An 18,537-nucleotide genomic window follows, 5' to 3' on the forward strand; every position below is an offset into this window, starting at 1 on the left:
TAATAAACGCTGCTCTAAATAAAGAAAAACTATCATTCAACTATTCAAGTGAATGATAGCTTATCAATTCGAATAATATTAAATTTTTAATTCGCGTAACCGTTCAATCGCTTCCTCTAATAATTCTTTTTCTTGAACGAGGGCAATGCGTACATATCCTTCTCCTTCAGATCCGAATGTAATTCCTGGGACCATGATTACTCCTGCTTGTTCTATAGTTTTAAATGCGAAAGACACACTATCAATGGAATAAGGATATTTCGCCCAAACAAACATCCCTCCGTTTGATGGGGCGTATTCCCAACCGATTTTTTCTAGCCCTTTTGTAATGACATGATGTCTTTCAGCAAATGTCTTACGTAAATGATCAGTGATAACTTCCGAATTGTCTAAAGCAAGTGCGGCAGTGGATTGAATCGGTTCAAAAATACCGTAATCTAAATTTGATTTCAATTGTTTCATAATATTTATCATTTCTCTATTGCCAACGATGTAAGCTACTCTGGCGCCAGCTAAGCTGAAACTTTTTGATAGAGAATTGATTTCTATTCCAACATCCTTTGCACCTGGAGCATTTAAGAAGCTGATTGGTCCCTCTCCAGTAAAGTAAAATTCTGAGTAGGCCGCATCATGTAGGACGATAATGTTATATTTTTTTGCAAATTCTACAACTTCCGTAAAATATTCGATAGTAGGCATTGCCGGAACAGGATTTCCTGGTAAATTCAAAATAAGCAATTTCGCTTGCTGGGCAATTTCTTCAGGAATCGCTGTTAATTCTGGAAGAAATCCTCTTTCCTTATTTAATGGTATGTAATAGGGGCGGGCACCTGCCAAATGAATGCCGGCAATATAAGCGACATAAGCAGGATTTGTAGTGAGAACGATATCGCCAGGATCACAAAAGGCGATTGGTAAATGAACTAGTCCTTCTTGAGAACCCATTGTGAGTAAAACTTCTGACTCGGCATTAACATCTACTTTATTGACTCTCTTATAATAGCGTGCAACTGCCTCATTAAATTCCATTGTTCCTGTTAATGTGTACCCATAGGCAGCAGGATTTTTGCTTTTTTCCGCCATGTGATTGCGAAGCATTTCATGAGGTGGTAGATCTGGACTTCCAAGGCTCAAATCAATCATTTTCATTCCTTTTTCTTGATAAGCTCTTGCATGATCCTTTAATTGACCGAATATTGCTGGTTGGAATAATGACATCTTCTTAGAAGGTACAATATTCAATAGTAACACTCCTTAATTTTGACGAATTTGAATATAAAAAATATTTTAACATATTTTTCAATACTTTTAATCTTTCTTCAATACAGTAAAAATTAAGTTTTTTGATTTAATTAACAATTTTGTTTATGATACAAGAAAAATAGTAAAAGTTTTGGAGATGAAAATATGAGAGTGTATTCCCTAAGTGGTCCAAGTGGTTCTGGAAAAAGCACGAGCGCTTTACAGTTTGCCCATGATCATCGAATTGAAGCAATCATTGATGATGGATTATTAATTAAGAACGGTCAAAAAATTGCAGGTACTTCAGCAAAATTTGAAAAAAATACAATAAAAGCTATTCGAAGAGCGATATTTCAAGATGAATTACATAGAAAAGAAGTAATGGATGCAATAAAAAAACATCATATTCAATCGATTTTAATTATTGGAACGAGCGATAAAATGACAAAAAAAATTGCTGAACAATTGAACATTGGTCCAATTCAACAGTTTTATTATATTGATAACATACGCTCGAAAAATGAGATTAAATTAGCTCAATTTATTCGCTCGACTCAAGGTAAACATTTAATGCCCATTCCTTATCGTCAAGTGGAGCAAAATTTTTTTAAACGTTTTATTCAAAAAGGGTTTGATATTTTTTCAAAGAATCGGGTGAAATTAGGAGAAACGACGATTGTTCAACCTGATTTTCATCGTCAAACAATTGAAATATCACCGAATGTTTTTATTGATTTAATTCACTATGTTGTTTCGAATTATCCGGTTATCGCGAAAGTAGATTCTATACAATTCACAATGAAGAAATTGACGCCAAAAATTTATATATCCCTTCAGATTAAAGCACCAGTACATTACGATGTGGTCAATGCTATCGAAGAATTGCAAAAGCAGATTTCCATTGAATTTCAACGCCATTTTGAATTTGAACCAATGCAAATGCAAATTTTTATTAAAGGAATAATGTAAAGGACTGTCCAAAAACTACAATACTTTTTCGGACAGTCTTACTATTGCATTTTGTGTGAATTATATGAAAACATCTACTTGCAGTTATTGATTTTAGGCGAAAGGGAATTGATAGCCGTGATTTGGATTTACTAATGACTTTTCTGAAGCCTACAAAGCTTTAGTTTTTCCGTCTAAACTGAGGCATTCGTTTCTCAACGAAAGCACGAACTCCTTCAGGAAAATCCTCAGGATCGACAAAAGATGTAGTGCCTTGCCATAGGGCTGGAGTTGAGTTAACGCACTCTTTTACCGAATTTTTGACCGCCAGTAATGAAGCAGGGGACATGCTCGCCACTAGTTTTCCCAAACGAATAGAGAAACGAGTTAAATCTTTTTCAGGCACTAAGTAGTTTAACATACCGGCTCTATATGCTTCCTCTGCTTTAAATGTACGGCCAGTGAAAACAAAATCTTTTGTCGTTGCTGGGCCAACTAAATCAACGAGTCGTTTTGCAAACTTATTATTCAATGTAATGCCGAGCTTCCCAACTGGAATTCCCATGCGAGCTTTCTCAGAACCAATTCGTATATCACAAGCTAATGCAAGCTCAAGACCTGCTCCCATCGCTGGACCGTTAATGACACCAATTGTAGGAAGTGGTAAGTTTTCGATGGTGGAGATTGTATTTTCCATTCGAACAAAGGCCTCTTCAGCTTCTTCTAATGACATGCGATTGAATTCTTTTATATCTGAACCAGCAGTAAAATTCTCACCGGATCCTCGAAGAATTAATACTTTATTTTTTGGATTTTTTATAGATTGCGTAGCGATTTTTGCTAGTTGATCCCACATTTTTGCTGTCAAAGCGTTTTTTAATTGCGGTCGATGAATGGTGATAATGGCTAAACCAGCTGTTTCTTGATAGACAATTTTTGCTTCTTCTTCTTCGAGTCTCGTCGTACGAACTTGCATTCTCAATACCTCCTTTACATTAGTTTCATATTACTTGAATTAAGTAAATTATCCTACAGCTATTTCAATATTCACAATAAATTAAACAATTTTCAGAAATAATCGACAAATTTATTTAGTGAAGGGTAGGGAGGAGGAACAAAAAGAAATGAAACATTGTGATGACCATCTGCTCCAATCGCCGTAGTGATACTGCAAGCTCAATCGAGCACATATTTATATTAAATGTAGTGTTAGCCATTACAATGAATGTCTATTAATTAATATGGTTGAATATTTTTATTATAATGAAATACATAAAACATCAATAAAGGAGCATAATTATGTTGAAAAAAACAGTTTTTGAACAATTAAAACAAGCGATGAAAGAAAAAGATGTTGTGGCGAAAGGAGTTCTAACATTATTAAAATCTGCATTAGATCAAGCAGAAAAAGAAAAAGGCTCTGAACTTTCATTTGAAGAAGAAGTAGCGGTTATTAATCGTGAATTGAAACAGACTCAACAAGCGTTAGAGGGTGCAAAACAAGCGAGCCGTGAAGACTTAATTGAAAAAGAAAATCGTAAGCTGGAAATATTACAAAGCTTCTTACCAAAACAATTATCAGAAGAAGAAATTGTCAAAATTTTAGTGGACGCAGGTATTACAAAAGGAATGAATATGGGCGAGGCGATGAAAATTGCAAAACCGCTCCTTGCTGGCAAGGCTGATGGAGCAACAATCGCAAAAATGGTGAAAAGCCTCATATAAGGTTAACGAAGACTTGTTTAAATTTTTAGACAAGTCTTTCATTTTACCGTTGACAGAAAATTAAAACTGTACTATATTAGAATAAAAATAAAACAACTGTTATAGTACAATGTAAAAGGGGGATATGTATGACAATTTATCAAGAAGGCTATGAGTATTATGTTTCAAAATGTGAGCAGTTTGGTCTTGAACCAATCAATTTTACAAACTTTATCGAACATTTATCTCAAGAACAGTTGGACAGATTTAATGAGCATGCACGAATAATGAAAGAACAAGTTAAATAATCAGATAAAATCGCTAGATTATAGGAAAGAGGTTAATAATTTGGATATATTTAAAATTGAAGTCGATTAAAAGCCTCACTTGTTTTGTAACAACAAGTGAGGTATTTATTTGCAAAAAATTGCAGTATGTAAAAAAATAACACCATTTTCATTAAAAATGGCGTTCAATTAAAAAGATAATGAAGCTATTCATCCAATAAATCGAGTATACGATTGTATTCGGGAGCACCAATACAATCATAGTATTGGAAAAGTAAGTCGGAATTTACTTTGATTTTATCTTTATGATTTAAATACATTTGCTCTGTTAAAAAGCGAATAATTAATGGTACCGGTTTATCGTGATTGAATTGGTTCATATGTTTTTCAATGAATTCTTCCGATAAAACACACCTTAAATTGTTTCCTAAGCATTCAAAGTCTACGTATTCTATATGCTCATTTAAAAATTCATCCGTTAAATGTTTATTATATAAACATACGATTTTCCAATCAATTTTATCTTTATATCGATTTAACCAATGGGGCTCTAAAATCGCACTAATTAATGAAATTTGTTTTGCATTGTATTTGTTAAATTGTTCATCCATTTCTTCATTTGTTGGTTTTTTATAACCCATGTCATCATATAACTGGCAAGCGAGGGAAGGAATCCCTTTTACCATGTGTTCGCTGCCAGGCCATTTAAATGGACCGCGATCAAACTCAAAAAATTGGAAATCTATTTTTTCCTCTTCTTCCTCATATTCATCTTCATCTAATAAATGAATGGTTGCATATTCACTAAAATAAGTGTCATCTTCAATAAATTCATCAATTTCATCTGCAAAATGAGGATTGATTTCTTCTTTTTTACGTATTAATTCGTCAACAATATATTTTTTAAATGAAGGAGTTAGTCTTGCGAGTACTGGATAATTATATTGCAGCGCGGCAACATCTACTAAATCTAAATGATCGATTAAATATTTTTCAGTGATTTGATCACATGCATAACATACATAAGCAAAATCTACATATTTTAAATATGGCTCAAATTCCGTTGGATGCAACTTTATTAAACTATACCTCCAGTAACAATAATCCATTATAAATTTCTTTGATAAATGCGGATTGTCTCTTTGGATTTCTTCTGCACTTGTTTCATCAATAATAGGACCGTAATGAACAGGTATGGACGTGACATCAAAATCATCAGGTATGTTTAATTGTTCAAGGGTTTTTTTCGGATTAAATCGCTTTCGACGGCTTGGATGAGTTTTGATGGTATATGTCCCGATGGAACCTCTTTCGTCTAATAAAATATAAGATAATTCTTGTTTTTGATCTCTCGTTAACTTCGTATCTTTTGGAAATTTTACAGCAGCAAAATAAGTAATATCATCAAGATTGTAATAAAATTTATATTCTCCTTCACGAGTAAATTCAGACCGCGAATTATTTTTCTTCCAATATATTAACGCACCTAGAATGGGCGGATAATTTGAAAAATAGATGTTAGCAATAGAAAAAATATTATGAGATAAAGATTCATCATATACTGCTTTAATAAATTCGATTTTTTTAATTTTAAGCATGCTCGACCTCCATATTGTTATTATACCCTTTTAGGAATAATAACGTAGAATAAATTGTTTGAATAAATTGATGGAAAAAACAACAGTATTTCCATGTATATGTACTAATAGACTATCTTGTAAAGTTTATGAAAGTTATATCATAATCATGAATAATTTGCATTTAATTTTATTAATTTTAACAAATTCTTCATTTTCTTTGATTGAACATGAACAATAATTAAGTAAAAAATGATCATTTATAAAAAAAATCATCCACGAAAGTTTGGATGATTTTTTTATTCAAAATAGAACTTCTATAAAAATGTTTTTTAATGGAACAGCAAATATGATTAGAAAAACCAGGTTGCTAGTTTTGTAACAGAATAATTTTCCTCGAAATTTGTAAGAGAGGCAATATAACTCAAGTGGGCAGATCAAAAAATTAAGGTAGAGGAAATTCATCCTAAATAATATTGATAGTCTTTTCATTGCTGAAGAAAATATTTTCGAGTTGGTAAAAGGGAAGTGGGGAAGGGGAAGGACTAGCACGTGAAAATGATATGGTTACTCCAATTAAATTTGAAGGATTATATAAAAATTTTAGATAATACAGGAAGTTAGTGATTGTCTAATTACTGTGTTGTTATTATTTTTATTTAATAGGAATAGGCATTTGTAGAAGGAGATTTACGTTAGATGATTTTCTATAAAAATGTGAAATTTTTTCCTTCATTTCTAGTACATATGACTCAAATCAATTATTAAAACTTGCATTTATTATAGTAACTTCAAGAATGGAGGTGAATGAAGTGATGGAAAAACACTTTAACAATTTAGGATTAGAATTCGGTGACACTATTTTGGTAGGAGGCAATGGTTTTTCAAACCAACAAGGAATCTTCATTGCATTCCAAGATAATTTCTTAGTTTGGGTAACTTTCATTAGCGGAGCAACAAGATTATTAAGTACAGATACTACTAACTTAACAATTGCTAGAGCATAATCTAGTTAAAATATAAAGGGCGTCTCAATGCAATATGTAGGCGACCTCAATTTGTCGAGCGCTAGTTACACAGTTTCTGTAACTAGCGTATTTTGATTTGAACTATAGAGCGTCAAAAGCAGTGTATATGACATAAAAAAAGATGTTGTTGGGATTTATTTACAAGTACTCTATTTTAGTCTACCATTAAAATGGTATTATTCCATAGAAAAGGTGAGTTCATTGATATATGTGTTCGATTTAGATGGGACGATTGTGTTTAATGGGCAACCGATATCAAAAACAATTCTTCAATCGTTAAAAAAGTTGAGGGAAGAAGGGCATGAAATCATTTTTGCTTCAGCGCGCCCCATTCGTGATATGCTGCCTGTAATAGATAAAGAATTTCATGATCTGACAATGATAGGCGGAAATGGTTCATTAATATGGAAAGAGGGAAAAGTGATAAAAAGTCACACATTTCCAAAGAAGGTAGTGGAAGAATTAAAAGAACTGATTAATCTGTATCAAGCTACTTATTTGATTGATGGGGAATGGAATTATGCTTATACTGGACCGAAAACACACCCAATTTTTCATAATATTGATCCAGGAAAATTAGCTAAACAAGTAAATATAGATTCTCTTGATAAAATTGTAAAAGTATTATTATTAACAGCTAATGATATGGATAAATTATCTGAACAGGTCTTAAAACTTGAAGTTTTTGTACATAGACATCACAATGAAGATGTAATAGATATTAGTCCAAAGGGGATTCATAAAGGAAGTGCTTTAAAGTCATTGGGAATTGAGGAAAATACATATATTGCATTCGGGAATGATGCAAATGATATATCGATGTTTGAACATGCATTCCATAACGTGATGATTGGTTCAAACGAACAACTAGCACCTTTTGCGAAGGAAAGTTTATCGATGCGCGGCGATGTTGAACAAGCAATCTCAGATAAAATCCTCTCATTATTATGATAACTGAACAATTGAAGTGCGTTTGAAAAGCAATTTTTAGTAGCCATTTGATGCTTATAAAGCAATAAATTTCGACCTGGAGAGAAATTTTAAAATCATATAATAAGTGGTTTGGCCTGACAAAAAGTTCGTCAGGCCATATTACTTTTATCAATAAACTCGTTTATTATATTCTTATAGAGGATGGTTCTAAAAAATCCTTTATTTATTGAAAACACTCGCTCCGAACGATTTATTAAAATCTAGTAAAAACACGTACAGCTATTATGGAGGGATAAAATGGGGAAAAGTACATTTGTCATTAAACAAAGAGCTTACTTAAAACTTTATATGCTTCATGCAGCAGAGAAGGGAAGACTTTATGGACTTCAAATATTAGAAGAATTACAAAATCATTTTAAAGATCTCGGTTATAAACCAACAAAATCTGAAATTTATAAGTCCTTGCATGAGTTGTTAAAAGAGGGCTATGTTGTTAGGGAGCCAATAACAAAAGAAGGAACAGAAATGCAGACGATTTATATTTATAGGCTGGGAGACAAAGAGAAGGTAAAAGCCTATAAAGATACGATTAAAGCTGATATCGACCGTTCAATTGCACTACTAAATAGGGCTCTAAAAGATAATTATTCCCAGAAGAGAGGTTAAATAGAAAAATCTGTATCTTACATTATGTATTATTTGATAACCCATCCTCTATTACTTATTTTAGTCCAAGCAAATCTCCGATGAATGAAATGTCTGATTTTAGAATTGTTTATGATATACGGAACAACCGTATATAATAGTGATTGCTGAAAAGAGCGAGAGCAACTTAAAACGAAATAAAATATGGAGATGGAGTATATTTTGCTGCCAATGGAACGATCAAACCCTCAGTAGCATTTCTCGAGATAATAAATTTTCTACTTATAATATATAGGTGTTCAAACATATCAATTTTAGTTTTGATAAGTAAAGATTGTTGTTGGGAAATCACTTATATTTACGGTTAATTGGACTAAAACATCAAAAGTTAATGAGGATGATTCATGTGTAAATCAATGAAGTGAACCGTAATTAAAAAATACTTGCAAAAATACATGAGGCAAGTCAATTTAGATAAAACTTTTATTAATGATTCTTCTTAAACTTTTGAAACCAACAAATTGATACTCAACCATTTATTGATTATTCAATGGGTGGGAAAGAATTCATATTTTATGGAATGAAAATAAACTAATTTTTTATTTCTGTTTTTAGTTTACATAATATATCTTATCGGAAGTTAAATCTCAAAATATAAGAATACTTGTAATAGTGAGACAGAATTGAAATAACTGTATTTATTTTACCGATTTATTAGTTTAAATTAATAAAAATTTAATAATATGAACTGTTAAATTAATAAAATGTTTCAGTTATACATAACTATTTATAGGATCATCATTATTTCACATATGTTGATCTTGTACTTTCCTATAATTGTTATTCCTTCAATAATTATTAACTTCTATTCACACCAATTTCTTCGGTCATTGTTCCTAACTTTTTTTCCCTTTTTTCTATTTTTTGTTTTTTTTCATTATCCATCATTGTTATAATATCCCGAAAATATGTAAATTAATTGACAAATAAATAGTTCTAACATACTGCATATTTCTTAACTTTTGAAAAAAACTTCTCTTTTAATCTTGTTTTTTACTAAAAAAAATTGGAATATTTATAGAAAAAAGTTGTTGCAATTTTTTGAACTGTTAAATAAAATTAAAATTGTAAAATTCTTAAAAAAGAATTTTGCGCACACAAAGCAGCAAAAAAAATCAAAAATAAGGGGGTATGTTTATGGCGAAAGATAGCGGAAAGCAAATTGATTACGAAAGAATCGCCAAAATGGAATCGTTCAGACAGTTATCTAGAAAGAAAAACTCATTTCTCTGGACGATGGCAGTAATTTTCTTTGTCTTATACATGCTTCTTCCAGTTTTAACATCGTACACAGAAATTTTGCATCAAAAAGCAATTGGAGAAATTACGTGGGTATGGTTCTATTCATTTGGTCTCTTTATAATGGTTTGGGGACTGGCACACTTCTATGTGGGAAGAGCGAACAAATTTGACAAAGAAGCAAGAGAAATTATTGATGAATACGAAAGAGGTGCTGGTCAATGAGTCTTACTTCTATAGTCATGTTCTTAGCTATTGTTGCTGTTACTTTGTATATTACTTATTGGGCTTCTAAAAGAACCAGCACTGCAAGTGAATTCTATACTGCTGGCGGCGGCCTTAAAGGTTGGCAAAACGGACTAGCTATCTCGGGGGATTATTTATCTGCTGCATCATTCTTAGGGATTGCAGGTTCCGTTGCTTTATATGGATATGATGGTTTCTACTTCTCCATCGGTTATTTAGTAGCTTATTTAGTTGTATTATATATTGTTGCTGAGCCTTTACGAAATCTAGGTAAATTCACTTTAGCAGACATGATTACTGCTCGTTTCGATATGGCAAAAGTTCGTGGAGCAGCTGCATTAAGTACAATTGTTATCGTATTGTTCTACATGATTGCACAGCTTGTTGGTGCAGGTGCACTTATTCAATTATTATTCGGTATTCCTTATTGGGTTTCTGTATTAATCGTTGGCGTCATGATGACAATCTATGTATTGTTCGGAGGAATGACTGCTACATCTTGGGTACAAATTATTAAAGCTGTTCTATTAATGTTTGGTACTGCAATTATTTCACTTTTAGTTTTATGGAGATTTGATTTCAGCATTATTAGAATGTTCTCTGAAATGGCTACTGCTACCGAAGCAGGTGAAGCTTATTTAAATCCTGGTATGCTTTATAAGAGCGGTATTAATACAATTTCTACATTATTAGCATTAGTATTAGGTACTGCTGGTCTTCCACACATTTTAATGCGATTCTTCACAGTTAAAGATGCTCAAACTGCACGTTCTTCAGTAATTTGGGCTACTTGGATCGTTGGTATTTTCTATGTATTAACAATTTTCTTAGGATTTGGAGCAGCTAAATTCGTTGGTAAAGAAACTATTGTTGCTGCAAACCCTGCTGGTAACATGGCTGCACCATTACTTGCTGAAGCTTTAGGTGGAGATATTTTATTCTCATTCGTTTCAGCTGTTGCCTTTGCAACAATTTTAGCGGTAGTTGCAGGTCTAGTACTTTCAGGTGCTTCTGCCCTATCTCATGACATTTATGGTCAAATTGTTAAAAAAGGCAAAATTACTGAAAAAGAGCAAGTTATTGCTGCTCGTATTGGTTCATTAGTCATTTCCGTTATTTCTATTTTACTTGCATTAGGAGCTCAAACACTTAACGTTGCGTTCTTGGTATCATTAGCATTCTGTATTGCTGCATCTGCTAATTTACCAGTAATCATTTACACAATTTACTGGAAACGATTCAATTCTAATGGTGCTGTATGGGCTATCATTGGTGGATTAATTACTGCTTTAGTTCTTGTGGCAGTTTCACCAAACGTATGGAATCCAGAACCAGGTAAAGCGATTTTCGTAGGTACGCCATTAGTATCTTTAACAAACCCAGCAATTATTTCTGTTCCAGTTGGTTTCATTTGCGGTTGGATTGGAACTATTTTATCTAAAGAAACTGATTATGCAAAATATAGCGAAGTTGAAGTTCGCGCACAAACTGGTATTTCCGTTAATAAAGTCTCTCACTAATTCTAACCCTTTGATCCTTGAGTTTCATAACTCAAGGATTTTTTAATTGCACATCTTTTATCCATTACTCCCCTACTCTTTTCTCCAATTGTTATTCTCTATTTAATTCTTATTATAGTAGAAATATTTTTATTTTTTTATTGCTAGATGGTATATATCACAAATCTGTCACATAAAGCTTTAATAACTTTAATTGGTATGCAGTGGAACATGACGGGTTTGGAGGGATGTAATGTTGAAGAAAACTACCATTATTATTTTAACTTTGCTTTTCTTATTTGGAATACTAGCAGGCTGTTCTACCAGCACATCGAATACTTCTAATAACACTTCCAATTCAACAAATTCTAAAGTCATCAAAATTGCTGCTCATGCACCAATGTCTGGTAGTAATGCTATCATTGGTGAAGCCATCAAATTAGGCGCTCAAATGAAATTAGAGGAAGAATTAGCGAAGTTTGAGGAAATGGGTTTTACATTACAATTGGAACCATACGATGATCAGGCAGATCCAAAAAAAGGCGTATCCAATGCCAATTTGATTGGAGCATATGAATCTATTTACGGCGTTATCGGTCATTATAACTCTGGCGTATCGATTGCGGCTTCCGAAATATATGAAAAGTATTATGTTACAATGGTCAACCCTGCAAGTACAGCAACAGAAGTGACAGATCGGGGGCTGACAACAGTTAATCGCATCGTTGCAAGAGATGATCATCAAGGGCCTGCAGGAGCAAGATATGCGGTGAATGAATTGGGAGCAAAAAAGATTTTTGTTATTCAAGATAAAACAACATATGGTACAGGATTGGCAGACGCCTTTGTAGAGGAAGCTGAAAATCTAGGTGCTGAGATTGTAGGGTATGAGGGAATTACTGTTGGCGAAAAAGATTTCAATGGCGTATTAAACTTAGTGTTAAATAAAAAGCCTGATTTAATTTACTTTGGAGGTATTTTTGGCGAAGGTGGAATTCTTATAAAACAGGCACGTGAGAAAGGCATAACAATTCCAATTATGGGTGGAGATGCGCTCTATTCCTCAGCCCTTGTCGATATTGCAGGTGAAACAGTGAAAAATGTGTATATTACAAATATTGCTGGAGATGCGAGCTCTACAACAGAAGGTAAACAGTTTATTGAAAATTATAAGGCGAAATTTAATAAAGATATCGAGCCGTATTCTGCATATGCTTACGATGCGATGGGAGTATTTTTACAAGGATTAGAAAAAGCCATTCATGCCAATAACGGTGAGTTACCATCTAGAAAAGAAGTAGCAGAAGCAGTTCGATCCGTCAAAGATTATAAAGGCGTTTTAACAGACGTTTCTTTTGATGAAAAAGGCGATAATATCAACGCAAAATTGTATCTTTATAAATTTGATGAAGCAACTTATCCAGCCACATTTGTTGGTGAAATAAGCCAATAAAAAGACTTTTAACAACAAAACCAATTAGAAAAATAAACAATGCATTTTACTCAAAACAAAAAGAGGAAGGCAGATGAGCTTTCCTCTTTTTATCATTTTATTTAATTCGAAGGTTCCCTTCCCTACTCTCTCGATAAAATAACTATTGTTAGTAAAATGCATAATGATCCAATCCAATCAATCCATCCAAAAGCAACCCCTAAGAATGCTACAGATGTTAATGTTGCGGATAATGGTTCAAAACAAGCTAGTAAACTTGTTTCAGAAGCGCTTAAATATTTTAAGCTATCTAAATAAAAATAAAATGAAAGAACGGTTCCGCAAACAACGACAAATAAGAAAGCAAAGTTTGCCTCAATATGCCATTGCCCTTCAAATTGCCAAGGAGCTCTTATAATGCTAAAAACTATTCCACCTATTAACATTCCCCAGCCAATGGTAATAAAGGATCCCCATTTTTTTAATAATTTAATTGGATAAATCGTGTAAAATGCTAAACCAAGGGCAGACAGAATTCCCCATAAAAAAGCTTCTTTTGAAATCGTTAATGTCTGAATGTTTCCGTGAGTGACAAGCAAAAAAGTTCCAAAAAGTGCTGAAAAAACTGCAATCAGTTCTTTTAATGTCGGTAGACGTTTGGCAATAATAAGATAATACATTGTCACTAATCCTGGACCTAAGTATTGTAAAACCGTTGCTGTTGCCGCGTTTCCGTGTTTGATAGCAGCTAAGTATGTATATTGAACACCGATCATACCAAATATTCCGAAAATGACTAATGGAATGGCGTCATTTTTTTGTTTCCATATGTCAAAAATATGTTTTCCTTCTTTATTATAAGCAATGATTAATAATAACAATCCAGCAAGTAGTAACCGAACAGTTGTAAACCATTCTGTGTTGATATGTAAATGTTGAAACATATATTGGGAAACAGTACCGGATATTCCCCAAAACAATGCAGCAAGAATTACTAACGCCATTCCTTTCGAACGATGTTCAATGGATAACACTAATTTCCCCATAATGATTCCCCCAAAATAAACGATGATAACAATAGTAAACCGTTTTCGAAATTTTTTCAATTTAAAAGTGGACAACTCCATAATAGAGTCATCCACAATATTATGTTCTTATTGATTATAAATCCTTTATAACTTCTTGAATAGGTTTGAGAATTTTTACAAATAATAATTCACCATCGTTGTTTATATCGAATTTCAATGAACCATTTGAATAACGATCTGCTTTAGTGAGTTCAGAAATTGCAAATTTCTCTTGTACTTGTTTTTTCGTTACTACAAGTACCGAATCTTCTTCATTAACAACCAAAACGTTAAAGATACGGTGAGGATTTGTTTTTAATTCTTTCAATATGACAAGACCACGTTTAGCTCGGCCTGTTCGTTCGATTTCGGAAATACTCATCCGTTTGATTGCACCTCGATGGGTAACGACAAGTACATCTTGTTTAGCATCTTTTTCAATTACATTAACTGCGGCTAATATATCATCATCTTTTAAATTGATGCCTTTAACCCCACCTGTTTTGACACCCGTAATCGGTATTTCTTCCATGTTAAATCGTACTGTATAGCTTAAATATGATGTTAGGATAACATCCTTATCGGAAGATACAAGGTTTGCATAAATCATTTCATCGTCATTTTTTAGGTTCATTGACTTAATTGGTTTGGAGTATCGAGATACTTGATATTCAGCTAGACTCGAACGCTTCACTTGTCCTTGTTTTGATGCCGTTAATACATGTAAGTTTTCATCATCAAAGTTTTCAACGCCAATAGCACCTATTACTTTTTCGCCTTCTTCAATCGGAACAATACTTGAAATATGTTGACCTAAATCTTTCCAACGAATATCCGGCAATTCATGAACTGGTTGATAAATGTAGTTACCTTTATTCGTGAAAATTAATAGGTAATGTTGAGTATTCAATGTCTCTTCAAATAGTAAATAATCCGATTCTTTCATTGCAATATCTTCCGGGCTTGACGCTGCATAAGATCGTAGACTTGTCCGTTTTACATAACCATCTTTTGTAACAGTCACGACAACATCTTCGCTTGGCACTAAAACGTCTAGAGACAATTTGATTTCTTTAATTTCAGCTTGGATAGTGGAACGTCGAGGCTCGTCAAACTTTTTACGCAATTCTTGGATTTCTTTTTTAATGACCTTAATTAATTCTTTTTCACTACTTAATATTTTCGATAGTTTTTCTGTTGTTTTTTGTAATTCTTCATGCTCTTTTTGGAGCTGCGTAATATCTGTATTTGTTAAACGATATAATTGCAAGTTAACAATTGCTTCTGCTTGTGCTTCAGTAAATTGGAATTTCGATTGCAAATTGTTTTTTGCATCTCGTTTATCTTTAGAAGAACGAATTGTTTGAATGACGTCATCTAAAATGGATAAAGCTTTTATCAAACCTTCAACGATATGTAATCGATCTTTTGCTTTTTGAAGGTCAAATTTCGTCCTTCTTGTTACAACATCCTTTTGGTGATCGATATATGCATCTAGCATTAATGGAAGTGTCATCATTGTTGGTCGCCGATTATGAATAGCAATCATATTAAAGTTATATGTGATTTGTAAGTCTGTGTTTTTATATAGATAGTTTAAAATGGCTTCTCCATCAATATCTTTCTTTAATTCAATGACAATTCGGAGTCCTGCTGTTCGGTCGGATTCATCTCGAATGTCAGCAATCCCCTCTAAACGCTTATCAAAACGCATTTCATCAATTTTCTTTACAAGTTGTGCTTTATTCACATCATAAGGGATTTCAGTGATGACAATTTGCTCTTTTCCACCTTTAATGGGTTCTATTGTTGCTTTGGAGCGAATAATAATTTTTCCTTTGCCTGTTTCATAGGCTTTTTTAATGCCATCAATCCCTTCTATGATTGCACCAGTAGGAAAATCAGGCCCCTTTATGACTGTCATTAAATCATCTACAGTACAATTTGGATGGTCTAGACGCATCAATATTCCATCTAATACTTCTGACAAGTTGTGAGGTGGTATATCTGTTGCGTAACCTGCAGAAATACCAGTAGCACCGTTTACAAGTAAGTTAGGAAGTTTAGCAGGAAGCACAGTCGGTTCAGTGTCTTGGTCATCAAAGTTTGGAACGAAATCGACTGTTTGTTTATCAATATCTTTTAGCATTTCTGCAGCTACAACGGAAAGGCGCGCTTCCGTATAACGCATTGCTGCTGGGGGGTCACCATCAACCGAACCGTTATTTCCATGCATTTCAATTAACGGATAGCGAGCTTTCCAATCTTGGCTAAGTCGTACCATTGCTTCATATACGGATGAATCCCCATGAGGATGGTAGTTACCAATAACATTACCGACTGTTTTCGCAGATTTTCGGAATGGTTTTTCATGGGTATTCCCTTCCCTATACATCGCATAAAGAATTCTACGTTGCACAGGTTTTAATCCATCTCGAGCGTCGGGAATCGCTCGGTCTTGAATAATGTATTTACTGTAGCGACTAAAACGATCGCCAATCACGTCTTCTAAAGTTAATTCATGAAATCGTTCGGTTGACGCCATTATTCTTCCTCCTTATGTTGGATGAAATCGGTTACTAAAGTATTTGTATCTTCTTCCATACCAAAATCTACATTGGATTCTATCCATTTACGGCGAGGTTCGACTTTATCACCCATTAAAGTTGTAACGCGACGTTCTGCACGGGCGCCATCTTCAATCGTTACACGAATCAGTGTTCTCGTTTCAGGATTCATCGTCGTATCCCATAATTGGTCCGCATTCATTTCGCCTAGACCTTTATAGCGTTGGATAACATAGCCCTTCCCTACTTTTTTAATTTTTTCTTGTAATTCATTTTCAGTCCAAGCATATTCAACAACTTCGTTTTTACCACTGCCTTTTGACACTTTGTAAAGCGGTGGTAAAGCTAAATAGACTTTTCCAGCTTCAATTAATGGGCGCATGTAACGATAGAAAAATGTCAGTAGAAGAACTTGGATATGGGCACCGTCAGTATCTGCATCGGTCATTATAATAATTTTATCGTAAGCCGCATCCTCTAAATTAAAGTCAGGACCTACTCCGGCTCCGATTGTATGAATAATGGTAGCAATCTCCTCATTTTTCATAATGTCCGTAAGTTTTGCTTTTTCTGTATTAATAACTTTACCGCGGAGTGGCAATATCGCTTGGAACCTGCGATCGCGACCTTGTTTTGCAGAACCCCCTGCAGAATCACCTTCCACGAGGTATAATTCATTTTTTTCGGGATTGCGAGATTGGGCAGGTGTTAACTTCCCAGAAAGAATTGTTTTAGCTTTTTTGCCCTTTTTACCGTTTCGTGCTTCTTCCCTAGCTTTTCTCGCTGCTTCCCTCGCTTGTCCAGCTCGAATTGCTTTCCGAACAAGAGATGCGGATAATTCTGCATTTTCTTCTAAAATATATAACAATTTTTCTGATAAAACAGATTCTACAGCAGTGCGGGCTTCGGGAGTTCCAAGTTTACTTTTTGTTTGACCCTCAAATTGTAATAACCTTTCTGGAATTCGAACGGAAATGATGGCGGAAAGTCCCTCTCTTATATCGGTACCTTCAAGGTTTTTATCTTTTTCTTTTAATAAACCGACTTTTCGTGCGTACTCATTAAAGATACGAGTTAATGCAGACTTGGCACCAGTTTCATGAGTCCCGCCATCTCGAGTACGAACATTATTGACGAAGGAAAGAATAGTTTCGGAATACCCATCATTAAATTGGAAGGCAAATTCTACTTCTATATCATCATGAGTGCCTTCCACATATTTTACTGGATGGATGACATCTTTTTCTTCATTTAAATATTCAACAAATGCTTGAATTCCGTTTTCATAGCAAAATACTTCCCGCTTTCCTTCTTCCCTTTCATCAATCAGTTCAATTGTCAAACCTTTTAAGAGAAAAGCTGATTCACGTAATCGTTCAGCTAATGTATCATAATTAAATTTTGTTGTGGAAAATATCGTATCATCCGGTAAAAAGTGAACGAGTGTTCCAGTTTCTTTTGTCGTCCCAATTAATTCAAGGGTTGTTACCGGTTTTCCACCATTTTCAAAGCGTTGGCGATGAATTTGACCATCACGATAAATTGTTACTTCAAGAAACTTAGATAGAGCATTTACAACGGATGATCCCACACCGTGTAGACCACCGCTTGTTTTATATCCACCCTGACCAAATTTTCCACCAGCATGAAGCACAGTGAATATTATTTCAGGTGTTGGTTTACCTAATTTATGCATTCCTGTTGGCATTCCACGACCGTAGTCTCGAACGCTAATGGAATGATCTTTATGGATTTTGACGATGATATGTGAACCAAATCCAGCAAGGGCTTCATCCACTGCATTATCTACAATTTCATAAACTAAGTGATGAAGACCTCGGCTGTCAGTGGATCCAATATACATCCCTGGACGTTTCCGTACAGCATCCAAGCCTTCTAATACTTGAATGGCATCGGCATCATATGTGATCCCTGTTTGATTTATTGCCAAATTAAATCCCTCCAAATACAAACATCCGTTCTGTATCACTAATCGTACAGAGAATCGTTCCATCTGTCAATCACTAGTACATTCGAGCATCCTTTTCATTTTAACAAATTTT

At 33.9% G+C, this 18,537-nt stretch carries 15 protein-coding genes; 9 read left to right on the plus strand and 6 right to left on the minus strand.

The genetic code is table 11. The annotated features are described in order from the left end of the window. Positions 1 to 78: 78 nt before the first annotated feature. Complete coding sequence (locus NSQ18_RS14255) at positions 79 to 1,242, minus strand: aminotransferase class I/II-fold pyridoxal phosphate-dependent enzyme (RefSeq protein ID WP_016838115.1); 1,164 nt, start codon at positions 1,240 to 1,242, stop codon at positions 79 to 81. A 165-nt stretch (positions 1,243 to 1,407) separates the two neighbouring features. On the opposite strand from NSQ18_RS14255, the gene NSQ18_RS14260 reads away from it, so the two are divergent. Further along, on the plus strand, positions 1,408 to 2,211 hold the full coding sequence (locus NSQ18_RS14260) for a hypothetical protein (RefSeq protein WP_016838114.1): 804 nt from the start codon (positions 1,408 to 1,410) through the stop codon (positions 2,209 to 2,211). Between the two features lie 160 nt (positions 2,212 to 2,371). Here the strand turns inward: NSQ18_RS14260 and NSQ18_RS14265 are convergent, their stop codons facing one another. Then, entirely contained in the window at positions 2,372 to 3,166 is a 795-nt protein-coding gene (locus NSQ18_RS14265; protein WP_016838113.1) for an enoyl-CoA hydratase-related protein, read from the minus strand. Between the two features lie 323 nt (positions 3,167 to 3,489). Between NSQ18_RS14265 and NSQ18_RS14270 the strand changes: the two genes are divergently transcribed. Together NSQ18_RS14270 and NSQ18_RS14275 are read left to right on the plus strand one after the other, a co-directional pair. After that, positions 3,490 to 3,915: a GatB/YqeY domain-containing protein gene (locus NSQ18_RS14270; RefSeq protein ID WP_016838112.1), complete on the plus strand. Its 426-nt coding sequence runs from the start codon at positions 3,490 to 3,492 to the stop codon at positions 3,913 to 3,915. A 128-nt stretch (positions 3,916 to 4,043) separates the two neighbouring features. Continuing rightward, positions 4,044 to 4,202, plus strand: coding sequence for a hypothetical protein (locus NSQ18_RS14275; protein WP_016838111.1), 159 nt, complete (start codon positions 4,044 to 4,046; stop codon positions 4,200 to 4,202). Positions 4,203 to 4,387: 185 nt separating this feature from the next. Here the strand turns inward: NSQ18_RS14275 and NSQ18_RS14280 are convergent, their stop codons facing one another. Beyond that, positions 4,388 to 5,779: a hypothetical protein gene (locus NSQ18_RS14280; RefSeq protein ID WP_016838110.1), complete on the minus strand. Its 1,392-nt coding sequence runs from the start codon at positions 5,777 to 5,779 to the stop codon at positions 4,388 to 4,390. Between the two features lie 791 nt (positions 5,780 to 6,570). On the opposite strand from NSQ18_RS14280, the gene NSQ18_RS14285 reads away from it, so the two are divergent. The 6 genes from NSQ18_RS14285 to NSQ18_RS14310 all read left to right on the plus strand — a co-directional run bounded on the left by NSQ18_RS14285 (position 6,571) and on the right by NSQ18_RS14310 (position 12,861). After that, a complete protein-coding gene (locus NSQ18_RS14285) occupies positions 6,571 to 6,765 on the plus strand; it encodes a hypothetical protein (RefSeq protein ID WP_016838108.1) in 195 nt (64 codons plus the stop codon). Positions 6,766 to 6,987: 222 nt separating this feature from the next. Continuing rightward, on the plus strand, positions 6,988 to 7,737 hold the full coding sequence (locus tag NSQ18_RS14290; RefSeq protein WP_016838107.1) for an HAD-IIB family hydrolase: 750 nt from the start codon (positions 6,988 to 6,990) through the stop codon (positions 7,735 to 7,737). 279 nt (positions 7,738 to 8,016) lie between these two features. After that, positions 8,017 to 8,385: a helix-turn-helix transcriptional regulator gene (locus NSQ18_RS14295; RefSeq protein ID WP_168412567.1), complete on the plus strand. Its 369-nt coding sequence runs from the start codon at positions 8,017 to 8,019 to the stop codon at positions 8,383 to 8,385. 1,176 nt (positions 8,386 to 9,561) lie between these two features. After that, entirely contained in the window at positions 9,562 to 9,888 is a 327-nt protein-coding gene (locus tag NSQ18_RS14300) for a DUF485 domain-containing protein (RefSeq protein WP_016838104.1), read from the plus strand. Then, complete coding sequence (locus NSQ18_RS14305; protein ID WP_016838103.1) at positions 9,885 to 11,429, plus strand: sodium/solute symporter; 1,545 nt, start codon at positions 9,885 to 9,887, stop codon at positions 11,427 to 11,429. The genes NSQ18_RS14300 and NSQ18_RS14305 overlap by 4 nt, the downstream gene beginning before the upstream one ends. Before the next feature lie 232 nt (positions 11,430 to 11,661). Beyond that, positions 11,662 to 12,861: a branched-chain amino acid ABC transporter substrate-binding protein gene (locus tag NSQ18_RS14310; protein WP_339288460.1), complete on the plus strand. Its 1,200-nt coding sequence runs from the start codon at positions 11,662 to 11,664 to the stop codon at positions 12,859 to 12,861. 122 nt (positions 12,862 to 12,983) lie between these two features. Here the strand turns inward: NSQ18_RS14310 and NSQ18_RS14315 are convergent, their stop codons facing one another. From NSQ18_RS14315 to parE, 3 genes are all read right to left on the minus strand, one after another. Then, the gene (locus tag NSQ18_RS14315; protein WP_016838101.1) at positions 12,984 to 13,886 is read right to left on the minus strand and encodes an EamA family transporter; all 903 of its coding nucleotides are present in this window, start codon (positions 13,884 to 13,886) and stop codon (positions 12,984 to 12,986) included. 115 nt (positions 13,887 to 14,001) lie between these two features. Then, positions 14,002 to 16,452 (minus strand): DNA topoisomerase IV subunit A, encoded by a 2,451-nt coding sequence (parC, locus tag NSQ18_RS14320; RefSeq protein WP_168412570.1) that lies wholly within the window; start codon positions 16,450 to 16,452, stop codon positions 14,002 to 14,004. Next, on the minus strand, positions 16,452 to 18,425 hold the full coding sequence (gene parE, locus NSQ18_RS14325; RefSeq protein WP_339288464.1) for a DNA topoisomerase IV subunit B: 1,974 nt from the start codon (positions 18,423 to 18,425) through the stop codon (positions 16,452 to 16,454). Before parE ends, parC begins: the two co-directional genes overlap by 1 nt. Positions 18,426 to 18,537 lie beyond the last annotated feature (112 nt).

Source organism: Ureibacillus sp. FSL K6-0786 (genome assembly GCF_037965165.1).
GTDB lineage: Bacteria > Bacillota > Bacilli > Bacillales_A > Planococcaceae > Ureibacillus > Ureibacillus thermosphaericus.